Source organism: Streptomyces sp. NPDC051909 (assembly GCF_040681095.1).
Classification (GTDB): domain Bacteria; phylum Actinomycetota; class Actinomycetes; order Streptomycetales; family Streptomycetaceae; genus Streptomyces.
This window is the reverse complement of the sequence record NZ_JBFAYA010000003.1, coordinates 65,475-82,284: the sequence shown is the minus strand read 5'-3', so window position 1 is coordinate 82,284 and position 16,810 is coordinate 65,475. Positions and strand designations below refer to the sequence as shown.

Annotated in this window: 16 protein-coding genes; 6 read left to right on the top strand and 10 right to left on the bottom strand. The window is 73.5% G+C overall.

Annotated elements, in window-relative coordinates; translation table 11 throughout:
* The first annotated feature begins 26 nt into the window (after positions 1–26).
* The gene (locus tag AB0M18_RS05880) at positions 27–1,124 is read left to right on the top strand and encodes a DUF5925 domain-containing protein (protein WP_365755569.1); all 1,098 of its coding nucleotides are present in this window, start codon (positions 27–29) and stop codon (positions 1,122–1,124) included.
* 80 nt (positions 1,125–1,204) lie between these two features.
* Here AB0M18_RS05880 and AB0M18_RS05875 read toward each other — a convergent pair whose 3' ends face one another.
* Entirely contained in the window at positions 1,205–1,579 is a 375-nt protein-coding gene (locus AB0M18_RS05875; RefSeq protein ID WP_365755568.1) for a GntR family transcriptional regulator, read from the bottom strand.
* A gap of 74 nt (positions 1,580–1,653) precedes the next feature.
* Between AB0M18_RS05875 and AB0M18_RS05870 the strand changes: the two genes are divergently transcribed.
* Together AB0M18_RS05870 and AB0M18_RS05865 are read left to right on the top strand one after the other, a co-directional pair.
* Complete coding sequence (locus AB0M18_RS05870; RefSeq protein ID WP_365755567.1) at positions 1,654–2,583, top strand: GNAT family N-acetyltransferase; 930 nt, start codon at positions 1,654–1,656, stop codon at positions 2,581–2,583.
* Entirely contained in the window at positions 2,564–3,067 is a 504-nt protein-coding gene (locus AB0M18_RS05865; protein ID WP_365755566.1) for a DUF402 domain-containing protein, read from the top strand. Before AB0M18_RS05870 ends, AB0M18_RS05865 begins: the two co-directional genes overlap by 20 nt.
* Here AB0M18_RS05865 and AB0M18_RS05860 read toward each other — a convergent pair.
* From AB0M18_RS05860 to AB0M18_RS05840, 5 genes are all read right to left on the bottom strand, one after another.
* Positions 3,054–3,470 (bottom strand): DUF6299 family protein, encoded by a 417-nt coding sequence (locus AB0M18_RS05860; RefSeq protein WP_365755565.1) that lies wholly within the window; start codon positions 3,468–3,470, stop codon positions 3,054–3,056. The two genes, AB0M18_RS05865 and AB0M18_RS05860, sit on opposite strands and share 14 nt — an antisense overlap.
* Before the next feature lie 77 nt (positions 3,471–3,547).
* Positions 3,548–4,012, bottom strand: a complete 465-nt coding sequence (locus AB0M18_RS05855) for a GNAT family N-acetyltransferase (RefSeq protein WP_365755564.1) — start codon at positions 4,010–4,012, stop codon at positions 3,548–3,550.
* Complete coding sequence (locus tag AB0M18_RS05850) at positions 4,009–5,505, bottom strand: tripartite tricarboxylate transporter permease (RefSeq protein WP_365755563.1); 1,497 nt, start codon at positions 5,503–5,505, stop codon at positions 4,009–4,011. The genes AB0M18_RS05855 and AB0M18_RS05850 overlap by 4 nt, the downstream gene beginning before the upstream one ends.
* 3 nt (positions 5,506–5,508) lie before the next feature.
* Positions 5,509–6,045, bottom strand: coding sequence for a tripartite tricarboxylate transporter TctB family protein (locus tag AB0M18_RS05845; RefSeq protein ID WP_365755562.1), 537 nt, complete (start codon positions 6,043–6,045; stop codon positions 5,509–5,511).
* Positions 6,042–7,025, bottom strand: coding sequence for a tripartite tricarboxylate transporter substrate binding protein (locus AB0M18_RS05840; protein ID WP_365755561.1), 984 nt, complete (start codon positions 7,023–7,025; stop codon positions 6,042–6,044). The genes AB0M18_RS05845 and AB0M18_RS05840 overlap by 4 nt, the downstream gene beginning before the upstream one ends.
* A gap of 129 nt (positions 7,026–7,154) precedes the next feature.
* Between AB0M18_RS05840 and AB0M18_RS05835 the strand changes: the two genes are divergently transcribed.
* Both AB0M18_RS05835 and AB0M18_RS05830 read left to right on the top strand, forming a co-directional pair.
* Positions 7,155–7,823: a response regulator gene (locus AB0M18_RS05835; RefSeq protein WP_365755560.1), complete on the top strand. Its 669-nt coding sequence runs from the start codon at positions 7,155–7,157 to the stop codon at positions 7,821–7,823.
* 160 nt (positions 7,824–7,983) lie between these two features.
* Positions 7,984–8,946 carry a lytic polysaccharide monooxygenase gene (locus AB0M18_RS05830; protein ID WP_365755559.1) on the top strand — a complete coding sequence of 321 codons (963 nt, stop codon included), beginning with the start codon at positions 7,984–7,986 and terminating at the stop codon, positions 8,944–8,946.
* A gap of 12 nt (positions 8,947–8,958) precedes the next feature.
* On the opposite strand, the gene AB0M18_RS05825 is transcribed toward AB0M18_RS05830, so the two are convergent.
* The 3 genes from AB0M18_RS05825 to AB0M18_RS05815 form a co-directional block, all read right to left on the bottom strand.
* A complete protein-coding gene (locus AB0M18_RS05825) occupies positions 8,959–9,828 on the bottom strand; it encodes an alpha/beta fold hydrolase (RefSeq protein ID WP_365755558.1) in 870 nt (289 codons plus the stop codon).
* A gap of 173 nt (positions 9,829–10,001) precedes the next feature.
* Complete coding sequence (locus tag AB0M18_RS05820) at positions 10,002–10,988, bottom strand: hypothetical protein (RefSeq protein ID WP_365755867.1); 987 nt, start codon at positions 10,986–10,988, stop codon at positions 10,002–10,004.
* Positions 10,985–14,572, bottom strand: a complete 3,588-nt coding sequence (locus tag AB0M18_RS05815; protein ID WP_365755557.1) for a DNA polymerase III subunit alpha — start codon at positions 14,570–14,572, stop codon at positions 10,985–10,987. The genes AB0M18_RS05820 and AB0M18_RS05815 overlap by 4 nt, the downstream gene beginning before the upstream one ends.
* Positions 14,573–14,750: 178 nt before the next feature.
* Here AB0M18_RS05815 and AB0M18_RS05810 point away from each other — a divergent pair, with 178 nt between their 5' ends.
* The gene (locus AB0M18_RS05810) at positions 14,751–15,764 is read left to right on the top strand and encodes a DUF3533 domain-containing protein (RefSeq protein ID WP_365755556.1); all 1,014 of its coding nucleotides are present in this window, start codon (positions 14,751–14,753) and stop codon (positions 15,762–15,764) included.
* Between the two features lie 46 nt (positions 15,765–15,810).
* Here the strand turns inward: AB0M18_RS05810 and AB0M18_RS05805 are convergent, their stop codons facing one another.
* Positions 15,811–16,710 carry a S1 family peptidase gene (locus AB0M18_RS05805; RefSeq protein ID WP_365755555.1) on the bottom strand — a complete coding sequence of 300 codons (900 nt, stop codon included), beginning with the start codon at positions 16,708–16,710 and terminating at the stop codon, positions 15,811–15,813.
* Positions 16,711–16,810: the final 100 nt, after the last annotated feature.

Genomic DNA, 16,810 nt, shown 5'->3' with positions numbered 1-16,810 from the left:
GCGTCCCCGTCCCGGATCATGGGCGCATGTCTGCCCCCGCTTCGCCCGAACGGGCGCTGCCCGTCCACCTCCACATCGACGACGACGATTCCCCGATCGACGTCCTCGACGCGCTGTTCCTCGGCCGCTTCACCACCGGCGAGCAGCCCCACAGTCACAGCACCAACCTGGACCGCGTGAAGCCGGACGCGACCCTGCTGCCCGCCGGCGCCCGGGTGTTGCGGGCCGCCAAGGACGACGACCGCAGCGCACTGCTCGCCGAGGGCGAGGGCTGGACCCTGCTGGTCTCCCGCTGGAGTCGCGGCGCCGACGTCACGGTCACCGCCACCGACCCCGAGCTCGCCGAACGGGTGCTCAAGGAGGCCACGGACGGGGCCAAGGACGAGCCGGAGCCGCAGCCGGACAACGTGACCATGGGCTTCTGGTACGTGTCGCCGCGCCGCGGCCCGTACCGGACCACCCGTCAGATCGGCGCCGGGACCTGGGACGAGATCCGCCCCAACTACACCGCGCCGGTCGCCGAGGCGATGGACCGCCTGATGACCGTCACCCCCGAGGACATCTCCGGCCGGCTCCTGCTCCTGCACGGCCCGCCCGGCACCGGCAAGACCTCCGCGCTGCGCACCCTCGCCCGCTCCTGGCGCGACTGGTGCCAGGTCGACTGCGTCCTCGACCCCGAGCGCCTGTTCAGCGACGTCGGCTATCTCATGGACATCGCCATCGGCGAGGACGAGGGCACCGCCAAGGGCCGCTGGCGGCTGCTGCTCCTGGAGGACTGCGACGAACTGATCCGCGGCGAGGCCAAGCACACCGCGGGCCAGGCCCTCTCCCGGCTGCTCAACCTCACCGACGGACTGCTCGGACAGGGGCGCAACGTCCTCGTCGCCGTCACCACCAACGAGGACCTGGAGCGCCTGCACCCCGCCGTGGTGCGCCCCGGCCGCTGTCTGGCCCGGGTCGAGGTCGGGCCGCTCAGCCGGGCCGAGGCGGTGGAGTGGCTGGGCCGCGAGGAGGGCGTCGGGCGCGACGGGGCCACCCTCGCCGAGCTGTTCGCCCTGCGGCGCGGCACGCACGCGCCGGGCCTTCCGGAGCCGCGCACCGCCGCCGCGGGCCTGTATCTGTAGGGGCTGTATCTGTAGGGGCTGTATCCGCAGGAGGGGTACGCGGACCTTCCGGCTCCCCCGCCTCGTACGCCGTACCCGGCCTACTCCTCGTACGCGGCCCGCAGCGCGTCCCGGACCGCGGCGCCCGCCGCCTCGTGGCTGAGGCCGAGCCGGTGGGCCTCCGTGGCGTAGGCCGCGGCGGCCGTGGCGGCGAGCCGGGAGGCCGCGTCGGAGGCGGCGGCGACGAAGGTGCCGTTGCGGCCGCGGGTCTCGATCACACCGTCCGACTCAAGGGCCTTGTACGCCTTGGCGACCGTGTTCGCCGCGAGGCCCAGGTCCTCCGCGAGACCGCGCACCGTCGGAAGCTTGTAGCCGACGGGCAGCTCGCCCGAGCGGGCACTCTCCGAGATCTGGGCGCGCAGTTGTTCGTACGGAGCGGTGGTGGAACGGGGATCCACGCTGATTCGAAGCGTCACCCGCCTGATTCTGCACCCGGCCCGCCGGAAAATGGGAGGCGGGCGGCGCCGCCCGGCGCATACCGTGCGGTGACATGACTGTGATCGTCCGCGATGTACGGCCCTCGGTCCCGGAGGACGCCGAAGCCTTCGCCCGGGTACGGCGCGCCGCGCTGCCCTTCATGCTCGCGACCGGCCCGCAGGTCGCCCACGACTGGGCGAACGCCCATCCCGACGCCCGCGCCCGGCCGCTGCTCGCCGAGGCCGACGGGCAGGTGATCGGCACCGCCGAGGTGTCGCTGGCCCACGAGTCGCCCGAGCCGGGCATCGGCGGCGTCAACATCTTCGTCGACCCCGCGCACCGCCGCCGGGGCGCCGGGGCGCTGCTGCTGCGCGCCGCCGAGGAGCACCTGACGCGGGCCGGGGCGGACACCCTCTACAGCTGGGTGCTCGACGGACCCGCGAACCTCGCCTTCGCCGGACGCCACGGCTACCGGGGCAGTCGCTCGGCCTACTTCCTGTGCCTCGACCTGACGACGGCCGAACTGCCGCCGCTCCAGGAGCCGCCGGCCGGGGTGGAGCTGCGCACGGCGGCGGAGTTCGCGGCCGACCCGCGCCCGCTGTTCGAGCTGGACGCGCTGACCACGGCCGACGAGCCGGGCGACGTGGCGGCCGAACTCGACGACTACGCGCACTGGCTGGCCACCACCTGGGAGCATCCGCTGCTGGACCACGCGCTGACCACGGTGGCGGTGGTCGACGGCCGGCCGGTCGCCTTCAGCGCGGCCCGTACCGACGGCGCGGGGCGCTACGGCTCGGGCATGACCGGCACCGCCCCGGACTTCCGCGGCCGGGGCCTGGCCAAGCTGGTGAAGAACGCCTCGCTGCATCTGGCCCGGTCGGCCGGCTGTACGGAGGCCGTCACCGGCAACGACGCCGAGAACGCCCCCATGCTGGCCGTCAACCGATGGTTCGGCTACGAGATCCGCGCGAAGGAGACCCGTCATGTCCGCCGCATCGGTTGAGGTCGAGATCGAGATCGCCCTGGTGAAGGCCGGTCGGACCAAGATCCGGTATCCGGCGGAGCTGCTCGCCGACGACGGGGTGCGGCTGACGGTCCGCGCGCCGTGGGCCGCCGAGGGCGTCCGGGACTTCGGCTTCGTGCGCTTCGAGCCGGGCGACGTCTTCACCGAGCACTACTGGCGCGACCGGTGGTACGCGGTGAAGGAGGTCCGGGCGGGCGACGGCACGCTCAAGGGCTGGTACTGCGACGTGACCCGGCCGGCCGTCGTGGCCGCGGACGGCACAGGGGTGGTGGTCGAGGACCTGGACCTCGACCTGTGGGTGTCGGCCGACGGGCGCGAGGTGCTGCGGCTCGACGAGGACGAGTTCGCGGCGAGCGGGCTCGCCGCCTCCGACCCGGAGGCGGCCGAGCGTGCCGTACGCGCCCTCGACGAGCTGGAGCTGCTCGGGCGGGACGGGCTGATCGGGCTGCTCAGCCGAGGGTGACGTCCGCGCCCTCGGTGGCGAGGAAGCCGGGCATCGGCAGGCCCATCGGGCCGGTGGCGGTGAGCTGCATCAGGGTGGCCTCCACCCGTGCCGTGCCGGCCCGGTAGGCGGGCTCCTTCACCACGGCGGTGTTGGTCCAGGGGTGCACCATGCCGTCGCAGACGGCCCGGGTGCCGCCGATCCCGGAGTCGTGGTCCGCCTGGATCAGCCGGGAGCTGACGAAGACCGGTCCGGCGCTGTCGTCGACGCAGCGGTAGGTGCCGGAGAGGGTGACGGTGCCGTCCGCGGCGACCGTGCCCCGCGGGTCGACGGAGAGCCCGTCGGCGGGGCCGGCGTAGGCGGTGGGGGCGGTGGCCGCGGCGGTGGCGAGCAGGGCGCCGGCGAGGACTAGGCGAGCACGCATCGAGGGGGATCCCTTCGGGGTGGGGGTGGGACGCTGCCCGCCAGGGATACCGGATCAGGACGCCGACGGTCCGAAACTCACCCCATCGGGGGCGCGTTGAGGACTTTCCGGTAATGAATACGGTCGTACGGGCCGGTCCGCCGGCGCTCGGTGACCTCGTAGCCGTACCGCTCGTACAGCTTCTGGTTCTCCCACATCATCGCGTTGGTGAGCAGCCGCACCTCCGGCAGGCCGAGTGCGCGGGCCCGCTGCTCGACCCAGGCCAGCAGGGTCCGGCCGAGGCCGGTGCCCTGGGCGTCCGGGTGGACGGCGATCGTGTCGAGGTAGAGGTGACCGGCCTCGGGGATCACCACCACGAGGCCGGTCACCGGTTCGCCCGCGACGAAGACCCGGCCCGCCTCGACGTTGGCCGCGTGGTCCTCCTCCATCGGTGCCGGCACGAGGCCGATCCGCTCGATGTAGTGCCGGAAGGCCGCGTCGATCACGGCCTTCACGGCGGGCACGTCGGCCGCGGTCGCGGGGCGGAGCGGGTGACTCGTCATACCGTCACGTTACGACGGCGGGCGATAGACGTCCGCAGCAGCGGCCAGGCCAGCAGGATCAGCACCACCGCGTACACGGTGACCGAGAACGGGGTGTCGACGAGCCCGGCCGGCGAGCCGTCGCTGATCTGCAGGGCGCGGCGCAGCTGCTGTTCGGCGGCCGGGCCGAGGATGACGCCGATGACGGCGGGCAGCACGGGCAGGCCGTAGCGCCGCATGCCGAAGCCGACGAGGCCGATGGCCAGGAGGATCACCAGGTCGAGCGCCTCGCCGCCGACCGCGTACGCGCCGACGGCGGCGAAGAACAGGATGCCGGAGTAGAGGTACGGGCGGGGGATGCGCAGCAGTTTCGCCCAGACCGGCGCGAGCGGCAGGTTGAGCGCGAGCAGCAGCACCATGCCGACGAACAGCGAGGCGATCAGGCCCCAGACCAGGTCGGGTTCGCGTTCGAAGAGGAGCGGGCCGGGCTGGATGCCGTACTGCTGGAAGGCGGCGAGCATCACGGCGGCGACGGCGGTGGTCGGAAGCCCGAGGGTGAGCATGGAGACCAGGGTGCCGGCGGCGGAGGCGGAGGCGGCGGACTCGGGGCCCGCGACGCCCTCGATGGCGCCCTTGCCGAACTCGTCCCTGTGCCGGGAGAGGCGCTTCTCCGTCACGTACGACAGGAAGGTGGGGATCTCCGCGCCGCCGGCCGGGATCGCGCCGAACGGGAAGCCGATGAGCGGTCCGCGCAGCCAGGCCTTCCAGGTGCGCCTCACGTCGGAGCGGGCGAGCCAGGGGCGGCCCACCGGGATGGCCTCGCCGGTGGTGCGGCGCAGATGGGCGGCGACCCACAGGGCCTCGCCGATGGCGAAGAGTCCGACGGCGACGATGACGACGTCGACGCCGTCGGCGAGCTGGAGGGAGCCGAAGGTGAGGCGCTGCTGGCCGGTCATCTGGTCGAGGCCGATGAGGCCGATGGTGAGGCCGATGAGGAGGGAGGCCAGGCCACGGATCCGGGAGGAGCCGAGGACGGAGGTCACCGCGATGAACGCGAGGACCATGAGGGCGAGGTAGTCGGGGGCGCCGATGTCGACGGCGAGCGCGGCGACCGTCGGGGCGAGCGCGACGAGCAGGATCGTGCCGGCCAGGCCGCCGGTGAAGTGGCCGATGGCCGCGGCGGCGAGGGCCTGGGCGCCGCGGCCCGCCTTGGCCATGGGGTTGCCCTCGATGGCGGCGACCACGGCCGCGCTCTCGCCGGGGGTGTTGAGCAGGATGGAGGTGGTGGAGCCGCCGAACATGGCGCCGTAGTAGATGCCGGCGAACATGATGAAGGCGCCGGTCGGCTCCAGGCCGTAGGTGACGGGGAGCAGCAGGGCGACGGCCATGGCGGGGCCGATGCCGGGGAGCACGCCGATGGCGGTGCCGAGCAGGACGCCGACGGCGGCCCACAGCAGGTTCATCGGGGTCAGCGCGGTGCCGAACCCGTCGAGCAGGGAGGTGAGCGAGTCCATGGGTCAGAGCACTCCCATCAGCGGGCCGCCGGGCAGCGGGACTCCGAGCAGGTTGTCGAACACGGCATAGGTGAGGAGGGAGAGGGTGGCGGCGATCAGCGGGTCGCGGTGGTGGTGGTGGCTGCCCAGGGCGTAGGCGGCGCCCCAGAAGAGCAGGGCGCCGGAGATCGGGAAGCCGAGCGGGCCGATGAGCACGGCGAAGCCGAGGAAGACTCCGGCGAGGAGCAGCACGGTGCGTCCGTCGCCCGGCTCGGACAGGTCGACGTCCTCGCCGCCCTCGGCCTCGCCGCGGCCGCCGCGCAGCACGTCGACCGCGAGGAGGACGGCGACGACGAGCAGGCCGGTGCCGACGACGAGGGGGACGGTGCGGGGGCCGACGGGGCCGCGCCGGCCCATGTCGATGTTCATGGCCAGGGCGTCGGTGAGGACGAGGACGCCGAGGAGGAACAGCAGAGCGCTGACGCCGAGTTCGGAGTGCTCGCGCAGCCAGGACCTCCTGGCGGTGGGGGTCTCGGTGGTCGTGGGTGTCGTGGTGGTCACAGGCCGAGCTCCTTCAGGACGGTTCCGACCTGCCTGTCCTGGGCGGTGAGGAAGGTGCCGAACTCCTCGCCGGGCAGGAAGGCGTCGCTCCAGCCGTGGGTCTTCAGCGACTCCCGCCATTCCTTCGAGGCGTGCAGCTTCGTGACGAGGCCGACGAGCTTGTCGCGTTCGGCGTCGGTGAGGCCGGGCGGGGCGACGATGCCCCGCCAGTTGATGAACTCGGTGTCGAGTCCGGCCTCGCGGAGCGTGGGCGCGTCGAGTCCGGGGACCCGCTCGGCGCCGGTGACGGCGAGCAGGCGCAGTTCGCCGGCCTTGATCTGGTCGAGGTACTCGCCGACGCCGGAGACGCCGAAGGCGACCTTGTCGCCGAGGATGGAGGCGAGGAGCTCGCCGCCGCCGTCGAAGGGGACGTAGTTGACGCTCTTCGGGGCGATGCCGGCGGCGCGGGCCATCAGCATGGGGGCGAGGTGGTCGGGTCCGCCGGGCGAGGAGCCGCCGCCGACGGGCAGCTTGCCGGGGTCCTTCCGCCAGGCGGCGAGCAGGTCCTGGATGGTCTTGTACGGGGAGTCCTTGCCGACCACGACGATGTCCTGCTCCATGGTGAGCCGGGCGATCGGGGTGGTGTCGGCGAGGGTCTTCGGGGTCTTGTTGGTGTGGACGGCGCCGACGACGCCGAGGCCCATGGACATGGCGAGCCGGCCGTTGCCGTGCTCGCCGACGAGCCGGGTGAGGCCGACGGTGCCGCCGGCGCCGGGCAGGTTGAAGACCTCGATGCCGGAGGTGAGTCCGGCGTCCTCGGCGTTCTTCGCCGCGGTGCGGGCGGTGATGTCGTAGCCGCCGCCGGGGGTGTTGGGGACCATGAAGCGCAGGCCGGGTATCTGTGTGCCGGTGCCGGCGCCGCTGCCGGGGGTGAGCAGCGGCGGTCCGACGAGCACGAGCAGCGCCGCCCCGAGCAGGGCGAGGGGAGTGCGCAGGCGCACGGGTGCCGCCTCTCGAAGGGGAACGGGGGATGTGAGGTGGCCCACATGTTGCCTGCGCGTGAGGAAGCTGTCTCTCTTCCGCAACCAACGGACGTTGTGGTCCTTGTGGTCGCGTCCTACCTTGTCGGCGTGACGAAGGTGCTGGTGGTCGACGACGACTTCATGGTGGCCAAGCTGCACTGCCGCTATGTGTCGGCGGTGCCGGGCTTCGCCGTCGCCGGGGTGGCGCACACCGGCGCCGAGGCGCTGCGCGCGGCGCACGCGCTGCGGCCCGATCTGCTGCTGCTCGACATCTTCCTGCCGGACATGGACGGGGTCGCGGTGCTGCGCGAGCTGCGGGCGGCGGGGCTCGCGACGGACGCGCTGTTCATCACGGCGGCGCGGGACGCCGACACGATCCGCTCGGCGCTGCGCGCCGGGGCCCTGCACTATCTGATCAAGCCGTTCAACCAGGCGGCGCTGCAGGAGCAGCTGCGGCACGTGGCGGCCCTGCACGGGCGGCTCGACGACCTGGCGGAGGCCCGTCAGGAGGACGTCGACCGTATCTTCGGGGCGCGCCCGCGCGGCTCGCGCGAGCTGCCCAAGGGCCTCGCCGCCCCGACCGCCGACCTCGTCGACGCCATTCTGCGCGCGCATCCCGAGGGCCTGTCGGCCACCGAGTGCGCGGAGGCCGGCTCGCTGTCCCGGGTGAGCGCCCGCCGCTATCTGGAGTACTTCGCGGCGACCGGCCGGGCCGAGATCTCGCTGCGCTACGGCGGCACGGGACGGCCCGAGCGGCGCTACCGCCGGGTGGGCTGACGCGAAGGCGAGGGCGTTGTCTGTGCCCCCGCTTAGGCGCTCCTTAACGCGACCATAAGGATCGGCCGGTGCGGCGTCCGGGGCCCGGATCGGGGCTTTTCGAGGGCTAGTTTCCTTGGCAACCCCCCACACCCCACCCTCGTGAAGGAGTCGTCCCCCCATGACCTCACGCCGTACGGCGGCCGCGGCCGTCACCTCCACCGCCGTCCTCGCGCTGTCCGGGCTCGCCGTCGCGCCCGCCCTCGCGCACGGGTCGATGACCGATCCGGTGAGCCGGGTCGCCGGCTGTCACGCGGAGGGCCCGGAGAACCCGAAGTCGGCGGCGTGCAAGGCGGCGGTGGCCGCGGGCGGGACACAGGCGTTGTACGACTGGAACGGGGTGAACATCGCGAACGCGGCCGGGAGGCACCGCGAGATCATCCCGGACGGCGAGCTGTGCAGCGCCGGGAACGACACGTACAAGGGCCTCGACCTGGCGCGGACGGACTGGCCGGCGACCTCGCTGAACCCCGGTCCGCACACCTTCCGTTACAAGGGGACCGCGCCGCACCGGGGCAGGTTCGAGCTGTACGTGACGAAGGACGGGTACGACCCGTCGAAGCCGCTGAAGTGGTCGGACCTGGAGGCGAAGCCGTTCGCGACGGTCGTCGACCCGGGGATGCAGAACGGCGACTACGTGTTCGCCGGCACGATCCCGGAGAAGTCGGGGCGGCACCTGATCTACTCGATCTGGCAGCGGTCCGACTCCACCGAGGCCTTCTACACCTGCTCGGACGTGGTGTTCGGCAAGGACACCGGTGGCGCCGCCCCGGCGCCGGCGCCGAGCGCGCCCACGGACGCGCCGACCACCGGGCACGAGGAGCACGCCGGGCACACGGCCACGCCGGAGACCGCCGCTCCGGAGGCCACCGCTCCGGAGGCCACTGCTCCGGAGGCCACCGCTCCCGCGAGCGAAGCCCCCGTCGCCCCGGCCCCCGCACCCCAGGGCGCGGACTCCGGCGAGGAGCTGGCGGAGACCGGTGGCGACGCCGCCACGCCGTATCTGGCGATGGGCGGCGCCGCCGTCCTGGGTCTCGGCGCGGCCGTGCTGTTCGTCACCGCCCGCCGCCGGCAGCACCAGTAGCGTGCCGAAGGGCTAGCCGAAGACCGAGGCGCAGGTCGTCGGGGTCGCGTGGGCCGGGTCGAGGGCGTTGTTCACCTCGTGGAAGACGATCCGGTCCACCGTGCCGATGGCCACGTGCTCGGACAGGTCGAGCGCGCACCGGTCCTGGAGCAGCACGTTGCTGACGTTCGGGCCGGACAGCCAGCCCGACTGGTACGGGGTGACGACCTCGTCGTACTTGGTGGCGATCACCGTGTACCGCACTCCGGGCACGGTGTCGCCGCCCTCGTTGAGCTTCGTGATGAACGGGGAGCCGGCGATCTGGTCGGCGAGCCCCGGGGTCGCGCTGGTCAGCAGGTCCTCGGCGCCGGGGAAGTACGGCAGCAGCCGGGTGAGGCCGCTGAGCGTGGTGCCGTGGTTGTCGGGGGCGATGCCGACGAGGGCGTTCACCTTGTCGGCGCCGCCGAGGAACTTGAGGTAGTAGCGCGGCATCATGCCGCCCTGCGAGTGCCCGACGAGGTCGGCCTCGGCGGCGCCGGTGGCGGCCAGGACCGTGTCGACGTACGCGTCGAGCTGGGCGGCGGACTGGTCGATCGGGCCGAGTCCGTGGAAGAACGGGACGCCGGGCAGCTGCCCGTAGTCGAGCGAGAAGACGCAGTAGCCCCGGTTGACCAGGTAGGGGGCCAGTCCCAGCCAGTTGTCCACGGAGTTGCCGAAGGTGCCGTGCACCAGGACGACGGGCCGGGGGTGGGCGGCGGACGGCTTGCAGGTGTAGTCGTTCCAGCCGCGGCTGGGGGCGTCGGCCTGTGCGGCGGCGGCGGGGACGAGGATGGCGGCGGCGGTCAGGAGCAGGACGGACAGCGCTCGGGCGATGTGCTTCCAGGGCCGTTTCCAGGGCAGCATCGGGCGATCTCCTTGCGGCTCAAGGGGTATGAGGGAGTGCTACGCCCTGCGGTCCGGACCACAAGTGGGGATGTGCGCTTTCCGCCAAGTTACGGATGGGTAGCCCCGGTGGGAAGTTACGCGTCGGTAAAAAGTCCCGTGTCACCTACACCGTCGTGCTTGCGCCGCCGCGCTCACGCCGCAAGGGAGCCAGGCAGCACCGCCCGCGGGCCGTACTTCGCGCGGGCCCGGTCCGCCACCGCCTCGATGCGGCGGGCCTTGTCGTCGGCCGGGTCGAAGGTGAGCTGATGGGCGGCGGACTCGGCCGGGGCCAGGCCCTCGGCGCGCAGGGCGATGCCCCGGACCCGGGCGCGCTGGAGGCCGAAGGAGGCGTGGATCGCGTACGCGAGCGTGCTGAGGTCCGTCGAGTGGGCGGTGGGTTCGCGCAGGGTGCGGGTGCGGGTCGTCGTGGTGCGGTCGGCGTAGCGGACGGTCACCGTCAGGGAGCGGCACACCTGGTGCTCGGTGCGCATCCTGGCGCCCAGTTCCTCGGTGAGCGAGAGCAGCGCCCTGCGGTGCTCGGCGGTGTTCAACTCGTCGCGTGGGAAGGACCGTTCGGCGGCCATGAGGGTCCCCCCACGCGCTGAGCTGTGGGGGAGGGAGACCTCGCCTGGGATGACAGGGGTGCGGTCGATGCCGCGGGCCCGTTCCCACAGCTCGCGGCCGGCCTTGGCGCCGACGAGCCGCTGGAGCACGGCGAGCGGCGCGTCGGCGACCCGGCCGACGGAGTCCAGGCCGTAGCCGCAGAGGGTACGGGCGGTGGCGCGGCCGACGCCGTCCAGGGCGGCCACCGGCCGGTCGCGCAGGAAGGCCGCCGGGTCCTCGACGACCAGGGTGGTGCCGGGGCGTGCCTCGCGGGCCGCCATCCGGGCCAGCATCGGGTTGGGTCCGGCGCCGACGACACAGTCGACGCCGTACAGGGCGAGCGCTCTGACCCGGATCACCGAGCCGAGTTCGGCCGGGCTCCAGCCGAAGTAGCGCAGCGCGCCGCGCACGTCGGCGAGCGCCCCGTCGGGCGGGGCCGCCTCGACGAGCGGGGTGAACTCGCCAAGCAGGTCGAGCAGTCGGGGGAGCACGACCTCCCCCGCCGCCTCCAGTCGGAACCGTACGCAGAGGATCATCCGGCGCTCCCGGGGCTGCTGTGCCACAGCTTCCGCGACGGTGTCGCGGCGCCTTCCCCGGCCGGCTGGAGGTCGGCCCAGGGGTTCATCGTGTAGCCGGTGGACAGGGTGATCCGCCGCCCGCCGTCGGCATCGGTGTCGGTGTCGGTGTCGGTGTCGCTCGCCACGGGAACGGGCTCTTCCGAGAGCCGCTCCCCCACCGCCGCCAGGCCACCGCTCTCCCGCAGTTCGGCCAGCTCGGCGAGGTTCCAGGCGGCGGCTCCGACCACACTGAGACTGCGCGGTCCGCGCCGCTGCACCACGCCACGGACGAGCAGCAGCCAGGAGTGGAAGACGGTGTGGGCGCAGCGTTCGTGCGAATCGTCGAAGAAGGCGAGGTCGACCAGGCCGGTGCCGTCGTCGAGGGTGGTGAAGATGACCCGCTTGCCGGAGCGGATCGGCGGGGTCTGGGTGGCCGCCTTGGCGCCGGCGACCAGGACGGTCTGGCCGTGCCGGGCGGAGCGCAGCCGCTCGGCGGAGACCACGCCGAGTTCGCGCAGGAAGGCCCGGTGGTCGCCCATGAGGTGGCGGGAGGCGTCCATGCCGAGGATGCCGAGTTCGGCGCTGAGCCGTTCGGTCTCGTCGAGGTCGGGCAGGCCGACGGGGGCGGTCTTCCGGCCCTGGGCGAGCGGGAGCTGTCCGCCGTAGGAGGCGGCGCCGCGCTGTGTCCGGTGCAGTTCGGTGAGGTGGAGCAGCAGGTCGCGGCGGTTGGCGCCGAAGGCGTCCAACGCGCCGACCTGGGCGAGGCGTTCGGCGACGGGTTTGCGCGGGCGGGCCCGTTCCCAGAAGTCGAGCAGGGAGGCGTAGGGCTGTCCGGCCTCGATGCGGGCGCTTTCGGCCTCGCTGATGCCGTGGACGTCGGCGAGCCCGAGCCGGAGTCCCCACACCGCAGGCACGTCGGACACCAGTTCGATACGATGAGCGGCCGCCGACCGGTTCACGTCGAGCGGCAGCACGGGCACCCCGCGCCGCCGGGCGTCCGCGAGCAGCAGCCGCTTGGGGTACATGCCGGGGTCGTGGGTGAGCAGCCCGGCGTAGAAGGCGGCCGGGTGGTGCGCCTTGAGCCAGGCCGACTGGTAGGTCGGCACGGCGAAGGCCACCGCGTGCGCCTTGCAGAAGCCGTACGAGCCGAAGGCCTCGACGATCTCCCAGGTGCGGGCGACGACCTCGTCCGCGTACCCCTGCCGCTCGGCCCGCTCCGCGAACCAGGCCTTGATCCGGCCCTGCGACTCGGGGTGGGAGAGCCCGCGGCGCACCTGGTCGGCCTCGTCGCGGCCGCAGCCGGTCATGATGCTCACGATCTTGATGATCTGTTCGTGGAAGACGACGACGCCGTAGGTCTCCTTCAGGGCCTCCGTCAGGTCGGGGTGCGGGTAGCGGACCGGGGCGCGGCCGTGCCGGGCCTCGATGAACGGGCGGACCATGTCGGCGGCGACCGGTCCGGGCCGGAAGAGCGAGATGTCGACGACGAGGTCGTGGAAGGTCTCGGGCTGGAGCCGGCCGACCAGGTCACGCTGGCCCGGGGACTCGATCTGGAAGCAGCCGAGGGTCTCGGTGGAGCGGATGAGCTTGTACGTGTCGGGGTCGCCGGGCGGGATGGCGTCGACGTCCGGCCGGGTGCCGGTGGCGCGCTCGACCTCGGCGACGGCGTGCGCCATCGCGGACTGCATCCGCACGCCGAGGACGTCGAGCTTGAGCAGCCCGAGGTCCTCCACGTCCTCCTTGTCGAACTGCGCCATGGGCATCGGGGAGGGGCCCGGGCCGCCGGGGCCCGCGGGGATCTCCCCGCTGGTGGGGACGACAGGGGTACGGGCGAGCAGCGAGGCGTCCGAGAGGAGCACCCCGCACGGGTGCATGGCGATGCCGCGGGGCAGCGCGTCGAGCGCCTCCACCAGCCGCCAGAAGCGCTCGTGGCCCGCCGTCCGCTCCAGCTCCCCTCCGAGTCCGCGCAGTTCGGGCAGTTCGTCGAGGGCGGCACGGGCGTCCCGGGCGCGGATGTGCGGGAAGGCCTTGGCGATCCGGTCGATCTCGGCCGGGTCCATGGACAGGGCGGCGCCCACGTCCCGTACCGCGTGGCGGACCCGGTAGGTCTCGGGCATGGCGACGGCGGCGACCCGCTCGGCGCCGAAGCGGTCGAGGATCGTCCGGTAGACCTCCAGGCGGCGGGCGGACTCCACGTCGATGTCGATGTCGGGCAGCGCGGTGCGGCGCTTGTTCAGGAAGCGCTCCATCAGCAGGCCGTGCTCGACCGGGTCGGCGTGGGCGATGCCGAGGAGGTGGTTGACGAGGGAGCCGGCGCCGGAGCCGCGGGCGGCCACCCGGATGCCCATGCCGCGTACGTCGTCGACGACCTGGGCGACCGTCAGGAAGTAGGTGGCGAAGCCGTGGTGGGCGATGACGTCGAGCTCGCGGTGCATCCGGTCCCAGTAGTCACGCCGCTTCTCGTACCCCTTGCGGACCATGCCGGCAGCGGCCCGGGAGGCGAGCACCCGCTGGGCGGTGCGGTGCGCGGCGCCGACCAGATACGGCTCCGGGAAGTGCGCCGAGCCCATGCCGAGGTCGTCCTCGGGGTCGACCCGGCAGGCCGCGGCGACGCCCTCGGTGTGCTCCAGGAGCCGGTGGGCGGCGTCCCGGCGGAAGCCGGTGGCCTCCACCACCCGCTCGGCGACGTCCAGCATGGTGCCGGCGTCCTTGAGCCAGGCCTCGCCGCTGTCGAGCCCGGCCCGCGGGTCGACGGGCACCAGGCGGCGGGCGGCGTCGAGCACGTCGGCGACCGGGCCCTGGCCGGGGTCGGCGTACCGCACCTCGTTGCCGAGCACGGGCCGCACGCCCTGCTCGGCGGCGAAGCCGAGGGTGCGGGCGGCGAGCCGCAGCGAGCCGGGCCCGGTGCCGGTGCGCCCGTGGTGCACGACCTCCAGGCACAGGGCGTCGCCGTACCGCTCGCGCCAGGGCGCGAGGAGCCGCGCGGCCCGGTCGGGCCGGCCGGCGGCGAGCGCGCGCCCGACGTCGGAGCCGGGCCCGAGCAGGACGAGGAGCCCGGCGTCGGCCCCGGCGTCGGGGTGGGCGGTGCGGGGCAGCAGGGGCCGCCCCTCCCCCGCGTGGGCGTGGGCGGCGCTGACCAGCGCGCAGAGCTCGGCCCAGCCGGTACGGGAGCGGGCGAGGAAGACGGCGCGGGGCGCGGACTCGTCGACGAAGGCGCCGCCGCGCACGGGCACCCGCCGGGCGGAGCCGACCCCGCCGGCGGCCGGTCCGGCACCCGCACCCCCGGCCGGTGCTGCCGCACCGGCGCGGCCGGCGGGCCGGGCGCCGTGCGGGACCGGGGCGAGGAAGGGTTCGCAGCCGAGGTCCACGCCGAAGAGCGGGCGGATCCCCGCCTGCTCGCAGGCCTTGGCGAAGCGGACCGTGCCCGCGACGGTGTCGCGGTCGGTCAGGGCGAGGGCGTCCATGCCGCGCTCGGCGGCGCGCTCGGCGAGGCGGGCGGGGTGCGAGGCGCCGTAGCGCAGGGAGAAGCCCGACGCGGTGTGCAGATGCGTGAAGCCCGGCATGCGCCGTCCCACCTCCCACAGCAAAATCGTACGTACGTTCCCACCCCCTCATCCCCACCCTAGCTCATTTTCGAACGTGCGTGCGATAACCGGGTCGGGTCTCCCCACCCTCACCTCCCGTCATCCGTTCGGGCCCGTCCCACCTGCGCGGACACCGGCGCCGCCCGAGCGTGGGGGCATGAGCCTCGTCGACGAACTGAAGAGCGCCGTCACCCCCCGAGCAGCCCTGCTGGTCGTCGGCGTCCTCGCCCTCCAGCTCCTGTTCATCGCCTCGTACGTCGGGGCCCTGCACAACCCCAGGCCGACGGACGTGCCCTTCGGCGTGGTCGCCCCGCAGCAGGTCTCCACCGTCCTCATGGAACGCCTGGAGAAGCTGCCCGGCGATCCGCTCGACCCACGGACGGTCACCGACGCGGCCGAGGCGCGGGACCAGATCCTGAACCGGGACATCGACGGGGCCCTGATCGTCGACCCGCGGGGCCGCACCGACACCCTGCTCGTCGCCTCCGGCGGCGGCACGGTGCTCTCCTCCGCCCTGGAGAAGATGTTCACCCAGGTGGAGGCGGCCAACCAGCGCACGATCCGCACCGTCGACGTGGCCCCGGCCTCCCCGCAGGACTTCGACGGGCTCTCCGCCTTCTACCTGGTGGTCGGCTGGTGCGTCGGCGGCTACATCTGCGCCGCGATCCTGGCGATCAGCGCCGGCGCCCGGCCCGCGAACCCGCACCGGGCGGTCATCCGGCTCGGGGTGCTCGCGCTCTACGCGGTCCTCGGCGGTCTGGGCGGCGCGGTCATCGTCGGCCCGATCCTGGGCGCGCTGCCCGGCAGCGTCGCCGCGCTGTGGGGCCTGGGCGCCCTCGTCGTCTTCGCGGTCGGCGCCGCGACCCTCGCCCTGCAGTCCCTCTTCGGGATCGTCGGCATCGGCCTGGCGATCCTGCTGATCGTCGTCGCGGGCAATCCCAGCGCGGGCGGCGCCTTCCCGCTGCCGATGCTGCCGCCGTTCTGGAAGGCGATCGGCCCGGCCCTGCCCCCGGGCGCGGGCACCTGGGCGGCGCGCTCGATCGCGTACTTCAAGGGCAACGACATGACCGCGTCGATGCTGGTGCTCTCCGCCTGGGCGGTGGTCGGCGCGGCCGTCACCCTGGTGATGTCCACGCTGAAGCGGCAGCCGGCGGCGGAGCCGGGCACGTGAGTGCCCCCGGCGCGTCCGCCGGGGGCACTCACACATGGGCGTGGGATCAGTAGACGTTCACGCCGTACGCGCTCAGCGCCTCCGTCACGGGCTGGAAGAAGGTGGTGCCGCCCGAGGAGCAGTTGCCGCTGCCGCCCGAGGTGAGGCCGATGGCGCGGCTGCCGGAGTAGAGCGGGCCGCCGGAGTCGCCGGGCTCGGCGCACACGTTGGTGCGGATCATGCCGTAGACGATGTCGCCGCCGCCGTAGTTCACCGTGGCGTTGAGGCCGGTGACCGAGCCGCTGTGGATGCCGGTGGTGGAGCCGCGGCGGGTGACGGACATGCCTACGGTGGCGTTGGCGGCGCTGGTGATGTCGACGCTGCCGACCGTGCCGGACTTGGTGATCGTGCTGTTGGTGTAGCGCACGATGCCGTAGTCGTTGGTCGGGAAGCTCGACCCGGCCGTGCTGCCGAGCACGGTGCTGTGGGAGGAGTTGGACCACCAGGTGCCCGCGCCGTCGGTGCAGTGACCGGCGGTGAGGAAGTAGTAGTTGCCGGCGCTGTCCTTGACGTTGAAGCCGAGCGAGCAGCGCCAGCTGCTCGCGTAGATGGCGTCGCCGCCCGAGATCAGCTTCCTGAAGGTGCCGTTGGTGCGCTCGATGCGCAGGGCTCCGGCGTTGGCGCCGGCCTGGCGCTTGATCTTGGCGATCTCCGCCTGGGAGACGGTGGAGTCGACGGTGACGACCATCTTGTTCGTCGCCGGGTCGAGGTTCCAGGCGGTGCCCGGCACGTCGGCGGCGAGCACGGCGTCGCCCGCGGCCGAGAGCTGGGAGGCGCTGAAGGTGCCGGCCGACGCGGCGGAGTCGGCGCTGGCGGTGGGAACGGCGATCGCCGCCGCGGCGACCAGACCGGTCGCGATGGCGAGCATCCGGACCGTTCTCGTGGGGGTGGTGCGCGTGGTCCTCACTTCTCGTTCCTCCAGAGGGGAATCGGGGGCCCGCCGTGGGGTGACGGACCCGTGAGGCGCGGCCTTGGGGGGCCTGCGCTGTGGGGGAGTCTCGGGTCGC